Origin of the sequence: Phenylobacterium sp. (assembly GCF_030654915.1) — a bacterium.
In the GTDB taxonomy this organism is placed as follows: Bacteria; Pseudomonadota; Alphaproteobacteria; order Caulobacterales; family Caulobacteraceae; genus Phenylobacterium.
On sequence record NZ_JAURWM010000058.1, the window covers coordinates 1 to 12,688 of the forward strand.

Genomic DNA, 12,688 nt, shown 5'->3' on the forward strand with positions numbered 1-12,688 from the left:
CGTCGCCAGGGTCGCCGGGTCGTCCTCGACCCCGGTGAAGATCAGGCTGCCGAAGCGTGAGGACAGCTCCTCCTCGCCCTTGAACAGGTCGCCATAGATGGCGTTGACGCCCTTCAGGATCCGGCTGACGGCGGCGTCGAAGCCGCGCAGGTTGTCCATCCCCCACAGCGCGGCCACGCGCTTGCGGTCGGCGTCGGACTCGGGAAGGCGGTGGGTCTGGTCGTCCGCCAGCATCTGGACCCGATGCTCCAGCGCCCTCAGGTCGCGATAGGCGTCGGTCAGCGCCGCCGCCGCCGCCCGGTCCACGTGGCCGGCCGCCCGCAGCGCCGCCAGGCTGTCGAGGGTCCGGAACGAGCGCAGGTCCGGATGCCGCCCGCCCAGGATCAGCTGCTGGGTCTGGACGTAGAACTCGATCTCGCGGATGCCGCCCCGACCCAGCTTCAAGTCGGCGCCCTTGGCCGTCAGCCGGTCGTCGACCTTATGGACGTGGATCTGGCGCTTGATCGAGTGGATATCGGCGATGGCGGCGAAGTCGAGGTTCTTGCGCCAGATGAACGGAGCCAGTTCGGCCAGGAACGCCCGGCCCCGCCCGACATCCCCGGCCGCCGCGCGAGCCTTGATGAAGGCTGCCCGCTCCCAGTTCTGACCGACGCTTTCGTAGTAGTCGAAGGCCGCGGCGGCCGGGATCGCCGGCGGGGTCGAGGACGGGTCCGGACGCAGGCGCAGGTCGACACGGAACACGTAACCGTCCCCGGTCTTGTCCTGCATCAATTCGGCCAGCCGATGAGTCAGCCGCACCGCGAAACCCTGGGTCTCGACGCCCTCGGCCAGGGGCAGCGCGTCAGGCTCGTAGAAGACCGAAATATCGATATCGCTGGAATAGTTCAGCTCATAGGCGCCGTGCTTGCCCATGGCGATGCAGAACCAGCCGGGCACGGGCCCCTCCTCGCCCGTGCCGATCCGGGTGAGACGGCCTGCCTCCAGTTCGGCCTGGGCCGCGACGCTCAAGGCCGCGTAGAGCGCGGCGTCGGCGAAGCGGGTCAGGGCGCCGGTCACGGCGTCCAGGTCCCAGACCCCGCCCAAATCGGCCAGCGCGATCAACAGATGAGCCTCGGCCTTGAGCTTGCGCAGGCCGGGCTTGGCGGCGTCCCAACCGGCCGTGGCCAAGGCGGTCGTGCGGACCAACAGGTCCTCGAAGCGCGCGTCCGGATCACTCTGCAACAAGTCGCGCAGCCGGGCCGGATCACGGCGTGCCAGGCTGGTCAGATAGGGCGACGCGCCGAACACCGGCGCCAGGGCCGGCCATCCGGCGTCCAGCAGCTCAAGCCACCCGTCACGTGTCGCGGCCTCGACCAGGACGTTACGCGCTCGGTCAGCGGCCTTGGGGTCGGCCACTGGGCCGCAGGGTTTCAAAACGTCGAGGAGTTGAGTCATCGTCGAACACTGTAGCTCGGCGACCGTGGAGATTTCACTATCCTAAGCTGCCCGAGGCAGGATCAGGGCGACGCGCAGGCCAGGCCCCATCTCGCCGACCTTGCCGGGGCCCTCCGACAGTTCCAGCCGCCCGCCATGCGCCTCGGCGACGGCGGCGACCAGCGACAGACCAAGGCCAGAGCCCGGCTCGCTGCGGCTATTCTCTAGGCGAACAAAGCGCTCGACCACCCGCGCGCGATCCTCGTCGGGCACGCCCGGCCCGGTGTCGGTGATCGAGTACTCGACCTCGCCGGACGAGCGGCGGCGCACCCGCAGCATGATAGCCCCGCCCGCCGGGGTGTATTTCACGGCGTTGTCGAGCAGGTTGGCCAGGGCCTGGGCCAGGAACTCACGATTGCCGCGGACCTGGAGGTTCTTGGTCAACTCGGCGTCGAACTCGAGCCCCTTGTCCTCACAGGTCGGCTCGTAGAGCTCGACGAGGTCAGCGGCCAGTTCGGCGGGATCGAACACCACCTGGTCGGGCGCCTGGCCGGCGGCCTGCAGACGGGCGATCGAGAGCACCGCCCCGAACGTCTTCAGTACCCCGTCGGTGTCCTCCAACGCCTGGGCCAGCGCCTCCTCGGCGTTGCCCTTGCCGGCTTCGACGTCGAGATAGGCGGTCTCCAGGCGCGCGCGCAGGCGGGTCAGGGGCGAGCGCAAGTCATGGGCGATAGCGTCGCCGGCATGGCGATGGCCGGCCATCGAACGCTCCAGCCGGTCCAGCATCTCGTTGATGCCCTCGGAAAGCTCGTCGAACTCATCGCGGGTTCCGCGCACCTGGGCCCGGGCGCCAAAGTCGCCATTGCGCACAGCGGTGACCACGTCGTTCAGGGCGCCCATGCTGCGCGAGACGTTGCGGCTGACCAGCAGGCCGCCGGCTAGGCCCAGCACGATCACCAGGGCGCCGGCGCCCCAAAGGGCGCGGACGATCTTGACGACATAGGCCTGGTCTTCGCTGACATCGGCGCCGACGAACAGGATCTCGCCGCCGCTCAGCCGCTCCTGGAAGCCGCGAGCCGGATGCTTCACCAGCCGGCCCTGCGCGTCATAGTCGGTGACCGAGAAGCTGGCCCGCGACGGCGCACCGTTGACATCCTCCAGAGGCGACTCGGCGATCGACCCGGAAATCCGTGTCCCATCCGGCTTCATCAGCAGATAGAGGAACGGCCGCTCGCTGGACGCCCGCTCGATCAGCGACTGGTTCACGGCGTCGACCCCGGCCCGGTCATAGGCCGCGACCAGCGAGCGCATTTCGCGCGTGATGTTCTGATCGGTCCGGCGCGTCGCCTCGCCGGCGGTCGCCAGGTAGATATAGGCCAGAAAAGCGCTAGCCGCCGCGGCGAACAACGCCAGGAACAGCAGGGTCAGCCGGAACGGCGTGGTTCTGAAAAGCCTGGGCAGGCGCATGGCGTGCGCCGGGTTTACGGCTCTAAACGATAGCCCGCGCCGCGCACCGTCTGCAGCATCGGCTTATCGAAGCCCTTGTCGATCTTGGCGCGCAGGCGCGAAATATGGACGTCGATGACGTTGGTCTGGGGATCGAAATGATACTCCCACACCTTCTCCAGCAGCATCGTCCGGGTCACCGACTGGCCCGCATGACGCATCATGAATTCGAGCAGTTGGAACTCGCGCGGCTGGAGGTCGATCTCCTTGCCCTGGCGATGCACGGCGCGGCCGATCAGGTCCATTTCCAGTTCGCCGACCCGTAGCATGGTCTGCACCGAGCCGGTCTCGCGGCGGCGGGACAGCGCCTCGACACGGGCGATCAGTTCGGCGAAGGCGTAAGGCTTGACCAGATAGTCGTCGCCGCCAGCCTTCAGGCCATCGACCCGGTCGGTGATTTCGCCCAGGGCCGACAGGAACAGAACCGGGGTCTGGTCGCCCTCGCGGCGGATGGTCTGGATCATGGTGATCCCGTCCATCCGCGGCATCATGCGGTCGACGATCATGACGTCGAACTCGCCGCCTCGGGCGGCGGCGAGGCCGTCTTCCCCGTCGGGCGCGCGAACGCATTCATGACCTGCCTCGGTGAGGCCGCGGTCCATGACTTCCGCAGCCTCGAGATCATCCTCGACAATCAGAATACGCATCGCGACTCACCGCCCCCAGGATTGCGTCAGATTAGCCGGAAATCTTCAGCGGCAGGAAGGACGTGCGACCGCCACGATGGATGCCGACCAGGATGCTGGGACGTCCAGCCTTCTTGGCCGCCGTGACCGCCGCGGAGAACTCCGCCGCCGTCGTCACCGGTTCGCCGCTGGCCTGGACGATGATGTCGTCCTTGCGCAGACCGCGTTGGGCGGCGTCCGACGTCTGATCGACGCTGGCGATCAACACGCCGCGAATTGCGGCGTCCAGGTTCAGCCGGCGGCGCGAAGCCTCGTCGAGCGGTGCGAGCGCCAGACCCAGAACCGCCGGGCGCTGAACTTCGGCGCCAGGTCCCGTGGCCCCGCCACCCTTGCTTCCGCCCTGGGCGTTGTCGTTGGCGGCGAGCTCACGCTCAGTCGGGCGCACGCCGGACCGGATCTCCACGATCTTGCGCTTGCCGGCGCGGATGAGGTCGAGACGCAGAACGTCGCCAGCCGTGGCCTTTGCGACCTCGCGGGTCAGTTCCGAAGACGTCTTCACCTTCGCGCCGTTCACCGAAATGATGATGTCGCCGGACTGCAGGCCAGCGCGATCCGACGGACCGCCCGGCGTCACATTGGCGACGATGGCGCCGCGTTGATCGCCCAGGCCCTGGGCCTCGGCCATTTCAGCGGTGAAGTTCTGGATCGAAGCGCCGATGTAGCCGCGCGTGATCTTGCCGCCCGAGATCAGCTGCTTGGTGATCGAGTCGGCGATGTCGGCCGGGATGGCGAAGCCGATGCCGACCGAGCCGCCCGACGGCGAGAAGATCGCGGTGTTGACCCCGATCACCCGGCCATAGACGTCGAAGGTCGGGCCGCCCGAGTTACCCCGGTTGATGGGAGCGTCGATCTGGATGAAGTCGACGAAAGTCTCGCCGATGTCACGGCCGTAGGCCGAGATGATGCCAGCGGTGGCGGTGCCGCCCAGACCGAACGGGTTGCCGACGGTGATGACCCAGTCGCCGACCCGCGGCTTGGCCGAATTCTCGAAGTTCACGAACGGGAAGCCCGAGCCCTTGACCTTGAGCACGGCCAGGTCGGTGCCTTCGTCGCGGCCGACGACCACGGCGTCCAGTTCGCGCTCATCCTTGAGCACGACCTTGATCTCCTTGGCGTTCTCCACGACGTGGTTGTTGGTCACGATGTAACCGTCGCCCGAGATGAAGAAGCCCGAGCCCGAGGATTGCTGGCTGGGCAGACGCGGCTGACCGCCACGCCCCTTGGCCGGAGGTTGCCCCGGCGGGGTCGGCTGGGCTTCTTCGCCTTCTTCATCGCCCGGCTGACCGGGCACGGCGAACGGGAAGCCTTCGAAGCCGGGGATTCGGCGCAGGGCCGCGGCGTCGACGTCGGAGGTCACATTGATCGAGACGACCGCCGGCGAGACCTTCTCGAAGATGTCGGCGAAGGACAGCGGGGCGCCAGGCGGCGGCGCGAAGATCGGCGCCGTCGAGGTCTTCATCAGCAGCCCGCGCTGCACCTTGGAATCAGCCAATGGGTTGTCGGCCATATTGGCGCCAGCGAGAGCCGCGGTGGCGACGCCGACACCCGCCAGGGCGCCGAGGAGATAACCGGTCTTCTTCGAGGTCATTAGCCTTCAATTTCCCTGTGGGCGCCCGTCGTCACATAACACGGGCACGTCCCCGACAACCTAGGTTCGATGCCTGAGAGCGCAATGTGTCTCAAGTTACGTTTAGGTCACGCTCGGCTCTTCATAGCGTTCATTCTTTGGCGCAATCTTGTCACGCCTATCAATCGTCTGACAGGCCATCCAGCCGTTTAGCTTCGTCAGGGCTTAGTTCCTCGTCCGCTGAACGGTTCCGGAAACTACGAAACAGCAGCAGCAGCCCCAGAATCACCACCAAGAACGGCGCTCCCCATAGGGCCGCGTTGCCCCACGAGAAAGCCGGCTTCAATAGAACGAACTCGCCGTAGCGGTCGGTCAGGTGGTCCCGGACCTGATTGTCGGTCTTGCCCGCCTTGATCTCGTCGCGCACCAGCCGGCGTAGATCACCGGCCAGCTCAGCGTTGGAATCGTCGATGGACTCGTTCTGGCAGACCAGGCATCGGACCTCGCGGAACAGTTCGCGCGCGCGGGCTTCCTGGGCCGGATCGGGCAGCCGGTCGGCCGGATCGGACGCCGCGGCCAAGCAGAGTACCGCGCCCAGTATGGCCAGGGCGCGCTTCACGCCGCGGTCTCCGCTTTGCGGCCGACCGCCAGGCGCAGGCGGCGGTCGCTGAGCGAGATCACCCCGCCAAGCGCCATGATGCCAGGACCGATGAAGATCAGCAGCGCCCAGGGGTTCCAATAGGCCCGCACCAGCCAAACCGGCGCGCCTTCCGCCGGCCGCCGCTCGCCCAACACCACATAGAGATGGTTGACCCCCAGCGTGCAGATGGCGACCTCCGAGGTCGTCTGGCCGCCGGTCGGGTACAGGCGCCGCTCGGGCATGGGCGCGCAGATCTGGCGGTCACCCTTGAAGGCGCGCAGCTTGCCCCGCTCGGCGTCATAGTTGGGTCCTTCTACGCCGCGCACCTCGTCCAGAACCAGATGATATTCGCCGAGGTTCAGGCGACCGCCGACCGCCAAGGCCTCGGCTGCTTCCTGCTTCCAGCCGGTTTCAAAACAGGCGCCTAGCACGAAGACGCCCAGGCCCAGGTGGGCGAGCGTCATGCCCCAGGCGCCGCGCGGCAGGCCGACCAGCCGCCGCCAGCTCTCGCCGGCCGAGGTCCGGAAGGCGCGGGTGCGCTCGGCGATCTCGACCAGCGAACCGATCACCAGCCAGGCGCCCATCGCCACGCCGACCGAGGCGAACGCCTTGCGCGGGCTGATGAAGGCGAACGCCGCCAGACCGCAGGCGACCGCGATCACCGCGGCCACCCACAGCCGCTGCATGACGCCGCGAAGATCGCCACGCTTCCAGGCCAGGAGAGGACCGGCCGGCAGCAGGATGGCCAGGGCCGCCATCAGCGGCGTGAAGGTGAGGTTGAAGAAGGGCGGGCCGACCGAGATCGCCTCGCCGGTCGCCGCCTCGCGCATCAACGGATAGAGCGTGCCGAGCAGCACCGTGGCGGTCGCCGCGGCCAGCAGAATGTTGTTCAGGACCAGGGCGCTCTCGCGGCTGATGGGTGCGAACACCCCGCCCTGCTTCAGAAGCGGCGCGCGCCACGCGAACAGCGCGAACGCCGAGCCGGCCGTAATGCCCAGGATCGCCAGCAACAAGACGCCCCGAGTCGGATCGACGGCGAAGGCGTGCACCGAGGTCAGCACCCCTGAGCGCACCAGGAAAGCGCCGAGCATGGAGAAGGTGAAGGCCGCGAGCGCCAGGAACACCGTCCAGCCCGACAGCGCGCCGCGCTTCTCGGTGACGATGGCCGAGTGCAGCAGGGCCGTGGCGATCAACCAGGGCATGAAACTGGCGTTCTCGACCGGGTCCCAGAACCACCAGCCGCCCCAGCCCAGTTCGTAATAGGCCCAGAAGGCGCCGAGCGTGATCCCAACAGTGAGCGCGCTCCAGGCGCCGAGCGTCCAGGGCCGGACCCAGCGGGCCCAGGCGGCGTCGACCCGACCCTCGATCAGGGCCGCGACGGCGAAGGAAAACACCACCGACATACCGACATAGCCGAGGTAGAGCATGGGCGGGTGGAAGGCGAGCGCCGGGTCCTGCAACAGCGGGTTCAGCGAGCGCCCCTCGACCGGTGGCTGGAGCAACCGCACGAACGGGTTCGAAGCAAAGACCGTATAGGCCAGGAATACGATGCCGAGGACACCCTGGACGCTGATCGTCAGGGTCTTCAGCCCGGCCGGCAGGTCACGGCCGACCGCCGCCACGGCCGCGCCGCAACCGGTCAGGGCCAGGCACCAGAGCAGCATCGAGCCCTCGTGGCTGCCCCAGGTTCCGGCGACGCGATAGAGCAGCGGCTTGGCGGTATGGGAGTTGGCGGCGACGTTCGAGACCGAGAAGTCCGACGTCACGAAGGCGTACATGAGCGCGGCGAAGGCCACGACCAGGCAGGCGAACGCGCCGAGCGCCGCGCCCTGCCCGGCGCCGGCCAGCACCACGGAGCGACGCATGCGCGCCACGCCGGCGAGCACGGCCTGAGCGAGAGACAGCGCCAGGGCCAGCGCCAGCGAAAACGACCCGATTTCGACGATCATTGCGAGGTGGCGCCGCTCTGATAGCTGGGCGGCGGCGCGCCTTCGCCGCGCCATTCGCCTTGTTCCTTCAGGGCCTTGGTGATCTCGCGCGGCATGTAACGCTCATCGTGCTTGGCCAAGACCTGCTTGGCCTCAAAGTCGCCGTCCGCGCGGAAGGCGCCGGTGGCCACAATGCCCTGCCCTTCGCGGAACAGGTCGGGAAGATCGCCCGAGAAGTGAATTCGCGTGGTGGCGAGCTGATCGGCCACCGTGAACTCGACCCGGCCGTCGGAATGCTTGACCACGCTGCCGCCCTCGACGAGCCCGCCGAGCTGGATCGAACGACCGACCGGCGGCTTGGCCTCGGCGGCCTGGGCCGGGGTGTAGAAGTAGGAGATCGAGTCCGAGAGCCCCCACAACGTCAGGCCGACCGCCAGCGCCAGGACCGGGGCGATGGCCGCGACCAGGGTCAGGCGTCGCCGCGCCTTGGGAGACTTGGGCAGCCAGCCGCTCATCGCATCGGTTCCGTCTTCGCCGCCAGGTCCAACGCCTTCAGGACATCGGGATTGGCCGCATATTTCGTTCGCGCCTTAGCCAGGGCCGCGTCGCGGTTGGCCTGGTCGCCGAGCACCGCATAGGAGCGCACCAGCCGCACCCAGCCTTCAGGGTCGTCCGGATCTTCCTCAAGCCGCGCCGCGAGGCTGGCGACCATTCCCTGGACCGCGCCCAGTTGGCCGCCGAGCGCCGGACCGGCGGCCGGCGCGGGCTGGCCCTGCGCCTGGGCGATCGCTGATTGCACGGCCGCGCGACGCGGATCGGCCGCCGGCAGGTCGGCCGCCAGCGCGCGCCAGGCCGCCAGGCCTTCTTTCTGATCCCCGGCGGCGATGCGCGCACGACCGAGGTGGAAGCGGGCGTTGACCGAGGTCGGATCGAGCCTCAGCGCCTCCTGGAAGGCGCGTTCGACCTGTGGCGTGATTTCGCCTTCGGCCTCGATCATCAGCACCTCGCCCAAGCCCTCCCAGAGATCCGCGCGCTTGGGTTCAAGCTCGATGGCCCGGCGCAGGGCGCGCGCCGCGCCGGCCGGATTCTCAGACGCCATCTCGGCCTGGGCCAGATAGCCATAGGCCTCGACGTCCCCGCCGCGTTCCTTGATCAAGGTCTGCAGCACCACCGCCATCTCCGGCGGGGCGAGTGAGGCCGGATCGGCGTCCCGCCACGTCGCAATGCGGCTCTTGAAGGGTTGATCGAGCAGGCCCGGCGCTCCGACGCCGACATAGGCGGCGAGCGCCAGCAGTGGCGTTAAGGCGGCGACCACCAGGATTGGCTTGCGCACAGCGGTGTCGGCCGACCACGCCGGCCCCTGGGCCTCGGCCGCGGCGAGCAGACGGCGTGCGGCCTCGGCATGGGTGGTCGTGCGTTCGGTTTCAGGAATGAGACCGCGATCGGCCAAGTCGTCGATTTCACGGAGCTGACGGCGATAGAGCGCCGTCGTCGGGTCCGCGGCCCCGGCGCGCTTCGCGGCCCGGGCGGAACTGGACAGGATGACACCGGCGCAGGCGGCCGACAGCACGCCCGCGACCACCCAGAATGCGATCATGGCGCGCGTTTAGCCGAAACGGAGAGGCAGTTCTACAGGGCCGATCGGCGCAGCGGCTTAAATCAGAACTCTTCGGAAATAGGCCGCTCGGATTTGACAAAGCTCAATGCGCTCGCCGCCCGCCGGCGCACGATTTCGCCCGCGCGTGGTTCATGGATCGGCCCGGCGAATTCCGCCGCGATCTCCAGGTAGCGGCCAGCGACCTCGCGATCGGCGACCTCATGGTCGCGCAACAACGCCAGGACATCCTCGACATATTGATCGAGGGTCTCACCGGCCTTCGCCAAAACCTTGGATCGCGTCGAGGAGAAGCCGCCATAGTTGGCGCTGGCCCGGACCCCCTCGGCGAAGGCCAGCAGGCTGCGGCAGCGAGCGACCTGCTTGGCGTCCGGCTCGTTCATCAGCAAGGGCTCGGAGACCAGTGTGCGAGCGACCCGCACCTTGTGGCTAGGCAAGGCGGTGTTCTGGAGCCTGGCCAATTCCCGCAACCGTCCCTCGACCACACCGGCCAACGACTGCTTCTGCTTGTAGACGCGCTCGCCCCAGCCGCCATCCCGGCGCAGGTCGATGGCGTTCTCCAACTCGGTGATCTGCAAGGTCAGGGTCTCGACCACGGCGGCGGCGGCCATTCCGGAGGCGACACCCCCATTCAGGTCGAACCCGGCCACCGCCTTCAGATTGGCGTCGATCTGGGCCATCAGCCGGGTTGCGAAGATCGAGAGTTCCGAGCCGGCGAGATAGTCTTCCGCGGGCCGGTCCATCACCGCCGACACGACCCGTAGGACGGTCCAGGGCTCAGCCAGCTGGGCGCCTAACATTTCGAAGAAGCGCGGACCGGCGTCGCCGCCGAACCGGCAGGCGTCGCGATAGGCCAAGCGGGCGGTCGCCGCTCCCTCCTGAGTCGTGCGGCGGATCCATTCCGGCAGACGCAGGGTGGCGCGCCGAACGACGGGCGCCATGGACAGGCAGGAGAGCAAGATCTCCGCGCCCCCCGGCCGAGCCTGCTCGATCATTTCGAGAGCGGCCAGATGATCGGCCTGTTCGCCCATCTGCAGCCCCTCGGCCAGCTTAACGACCAAGGCGTCGAACGGCTCGGTCGAACTTTCACCGGGTCGGTAGTCCAGCAGGAAGTTAGCGGCCTTGGCGACGTCGCCCGACGCCTCGCTCTTGAGGCCTCTCCAGAGCAGGCTCAGCGCGCGCGCCGGGAAGACGAGAGCGTCCGGCGTTGCGCCAACGCTAACGAACAACGGCGCGATGGGCTCCAGGACCTTGTTGCGCAAATTTCGGTCGTCGACCTCGGCGTCCACCACGCGCCGGACGCCGGCCAGTGCGGTGTCTCCATCCGCCAGCGCCAGCGCATTGCGCAACCCATCAACCACCTTGTCAGGCGCTTCCCGAACCAGGGTGCGGACAATGTCGATCTTGGCGTCAGGCAGGCCGGCCATACAGCGGGGAGGCTCCAGGCGCGGATGGACCTCCACGCCGCCATGACCTTGCCGGCGACCGGTTAAGGCTTTCCAAAAAGACCTGGAAAATCAGGCCTCCGCGCGAGGAAGGTCCAATTCGACCAAAAGCCCGCCCAGACGCGCCTCACCCAGGCGGAGCGAGCCGCCGTAGGCGCGAGCGAGTTCATCGACGATAGAGAGCCCAAGGCCCGAACCCGGCGCGTTCTCGTCCAGCCGCGCCCCACGCTGGACGACTTCCTCGCGCTCGGCCTCGGTCAGCCCGGGGCCGTCATCCTCGATGGTGATGGTCAGCCGCTCGGCGGTGACCGGGGTCGCGCGCACCCGGACCCGGCCTGCGCACCACTTGCCGGCGTTCTCCATGGCGTTTCCGGCCAGCTCGAGCAGGTCCTGACGTTCGCCCAGGAAATAGAGATCATCCTCCGCGTCCCAGTCGATCTCCACGCCCTTGTCCTGGAAGATTCGCTCCAGGGTCCGCGACAACTCGTCCAGCACATCGGCCACCGAGGTACGCTCCCCAGACCCCTGGGTCCGAGCCGCGGCCCTGGCTCTACGCAGGTGGTGGTCGACCTGCCGGCGCATCGCCTCGGCCTGACTTTCAACGATGTCGGCCAGCGGCCCGCCAGTCTGTCGCGCTTCGGTCAGCATGACAGAGAGCGGCGTCTTCAGCGCATGGGCCAAGTTGCCGACGTGCGTGCGTTGCCGTTCCACGACTTCCTGGTTGTGCGCCATCAGGGCGTTCAACTCCTCGGCAAGAGGCGAGAGTTCGGTGGGATAGGTCCTGACCACACGCTCGGCCTTGCCTCGCCGAACCGCGGCGACCTCCCGGCGCAGGGCGAAGAGCGGGTTCAGGCCGACGCGGACCTGGATCACCACGGCGGCGATCATCCCCACGCCCAGCAGCAGGAAGGCGACGGCCGTGGCGGTCACGAACCCCCGCACGTCATGGTCCACCGGACTGCGATCCTCGGCGGCCATGAAGATCACGGGCGCGGCGCGATTAGGCAGCTTGGCCTGGGTGGCCATGGCGCGCAGCGGCTCATCCAGCGGTCCGCGCGTGTCATAGGAGACCGGACGCCCCGGCCCCGCGTCCAGGCGCGCGACGATATCGACCGGCGCCTTCAGTTCGCTGTCCCACAGCGAACGCGAGCGGACCAGGACGCGCAGCTTGCCGTCCTTGGTGGGTTCGGCGACCTGCCAGTACTTGCCGGAAAAGGCCCGCAGCGCGCGTAGATCCGTGAGCGCCGGCGCCACCACCTCGCCCTTGTCGGCGATGGTCGTCCCGGCGGTCAGGTTGTCGATGAGTTCGGAAAGGCCCTGGTCGAACCGCCGGATCGCCGCCTGCTGGAACAACGTGGCCAGGACGATCGCCGAGACCAGCAGCACAGCCAGGCTCCAACCGGCGGCCAGGATCACCAGCCGCCGAACGAGCGAGGGCTGGCGCAGGGCCTCCATGTTCACGGCTTGGCCGCCTCGCTTCCCAACTCATCGGCCGGCGCGGTCAGGCGGTAGCCCAGGCCACGAACCGTCTCGATCCGGTCAGCGCCAATCTTCTTGCGCACGCGCCCGATAAACACCTCGATGGTGTTGGAGTCGCGATCGAAGTCCTGATCGTAGAGATGCTCGACCAGTTCGGTGCGGCTGATCACCCGGCCCTGGTGCATCATCAGATAGTGCAGCAGGCGGTATTCCAGCGAGGTCAGGCGCAGCGGCTCGCCATTGACGCTGGCGCGGGCGGCGCGCGGATCCAGGCGCAGCCCCCCGATTGACAGGCTGGGCGCGGCATGGCCGGCCGAGCGCCGCAGCAGGGCGCGCAGGCGGGCCAACAGCTCCTCGGTGTGGAAGGGCTTGGTCAGATAGTCGTCAGCCCCGGCGTCGAAGCCGGCGA

Annotated in this window: 10 protein-coding genes and 1 pseudogene; all 11 read right to left on the minus strand. The window is 68.2% G+C overall.

Features of this window, described 5'->3' with window-relative positions:
• Window positions 1–1,434 (minus strand): annotated as a pseudogene (locus Q7T84_RS02625) (glutamine-synthetase adenylyltransferase); the annotation flags it as partial.
• 42 nt (window positions 1,435–1,476) lie between these two features.
• Window positions 1,477–2,880, minus strand: a complete 1,404-nt coding sequence (locus Q7T84_RS02630) for a HAMP domain-containing sensor histidine kinase (protein ID WP_304806111.1) — start codon at window positions 2,878–2,880, stop codon at window positions 1,477–1,479.
• A gap of 14 nt (window positions 2,881–2,894) precedes the next feature.
• A complete protein-coding gene (locus Q7T84_RS02635) occupies window positions 2,895–3,566 on the minus strand; it encodes a response regulator transcription factor (RefSeq protein WP_304806112.1) in 672 nt (223 codons plus the stop codon).
• A gap of 31 nt (window positions 3,567–3,597) precedes the next feature.
• A complete protein-coding gene (locus Q7T84_RS02640) occupies window positions 3,598–5,193 on the minus strand; it encodes a Do family serine endopeptidase (RefSeq protein WP_304806113.1) in 1,596 nt (531 codons plus the stop codon).
• Window positions 5,194–5,353: 160 nt separating this feature from the next.
• Window positions 5,354–5,791, minus strand: a complete 438-nt coding sequence (locus tag Q7T84_RS02645; RefSeq protein ID WP_304806114.1) for a cytochrome c-type biogenesis protein — start codon at window positions 5,789–5,791, stop codon at window positions 5,354–5,356.
• Entirely contained in the window at window positions 5,788–7,761 is a 1,974-nt protein-coding gene (locus Q7T84_RS02650) for a heme lyase CcmF/NrfE family subunit (protein WP_304806115.1), read from the minus strand. Before Q7T84_RS02650 ends, Q7T84_RS02645 begins: the two co-directional genes overlap by 4 nt.
• Entirely contained in the window at window positions 7,758–8,255 is a 498-nt protein-coding gene (gene ccmE / locus Q7T84_RS02655; RefSeq protein WP_304806116.1) for a cytochrome c maturation protein CcmE, read from the minus strand. The genes Q7T84_RS02650 and ccmE overlap by 4 nt, the downstream gene beginning before the upstream one ends.
• Entirely contained in the window at window positions 8,252–9,337 is a 1,086-nt protein-coding gene (gene ccmI, locus Q7T84_RS02660) for a c-type cytochrome biogenesis protein CcmI (protein ID WP_304806118.1), read from the minus strand. The genes ccmE and ccmI overlap by 4 nt, the downstream gene beginning before the upstream one ends.
• Before the next feature lie 62 nt (window positions 9,338–9,399).
• Entirely contained in the window at window positions 9,400–10,782 is a 1,383-nt protein-coding gene (locus Q7T84_RS02665) for a hypothetical protein (protein WP_304806119.1), read from the minus strand.
• 90 nt (window positions 10,783–10,872) lie between these two features.
• Window positions 10,873–12,255 (minus strand): sensor histidine kinase, encoded by a 1,383-nt coding sequence (locus tag Q7T84_RS02670; RefSeq protein WP_304806122.1) that lies wholly within the window; start codon window positions 12,253–12,255, stop codon window positions 10,873–10,875.
• A 2-nt stretch (window positions 12,256–12,257) separates the two neighbouring features.
• Window positions 12,258–12,688: response regulator transcription factor (locus Q7T84_RS02675; protein WP_304806120.1), on the minus strand; the 431-nt coding region annotated here is incomplete at its 5' end.

Bases quoted from the DNA above. Each gene is read 5' to 3' on its own strand.
- Q7T84_RS02630 (WP_304806111.1), bottom strand. From the start codon at position 2,880: ATGCGCCTGCCCAGGCTTTTCAGAACCACGCCGTTCCGGCTGACCCTG.
- Q7T84_RS02635 (WP_304806112.1), bottom strand. From the start codon at position 3,566: ATGCGTATTCTGATTGTCGAGGATGATCTCGAGGCTGCGGAAGTCATG.
- Q7T84_RS02640 (WP_304806113.1), bottom strand. From the start codon at position 5,193: ATGACCTCGAAGAAGACCGGTTATCTCCTCGGCGCCCTGGCGGGTGTC.
- Q7T84_RS02650 (WP_304806115.1), bottom strand. From the start codon at position 7,761: ATGATCGTCGAAATCGGGTCGTTTTCGCTGGCGCTGGCCCTGGCGCTG.
- ccmE (WP_304806116.1), bottom strand. From the start codon at position 8,255: ATGAGCGGCTGGCTGCCCAAGTCTCCCAAGGCGCGGCGACGCCTGACC.
- ccmI (WP_304806118.1), bottom strand. From the start codon at position 9,337: ATGATCGCATTCTGGGTGGTCGCGGGCGTGCTGTCGGCCGCCTGCGCC.
- Q7T84_RS02665 (WP_304806119.1), bottom strand. From the start codon at position 10,782: ATGGCCGGCCTGCCTGACGCCAAGATCGACATTGTCCGCACCCTGGTT.
- Q7T84_RS02670 (WP_304806122.1), bottom strand. From the start codon at position 12,255: ATGGAGGCCCTGCGCCAGCCCTCGCTCGTTCGGCGGCTGGTGATCCTG.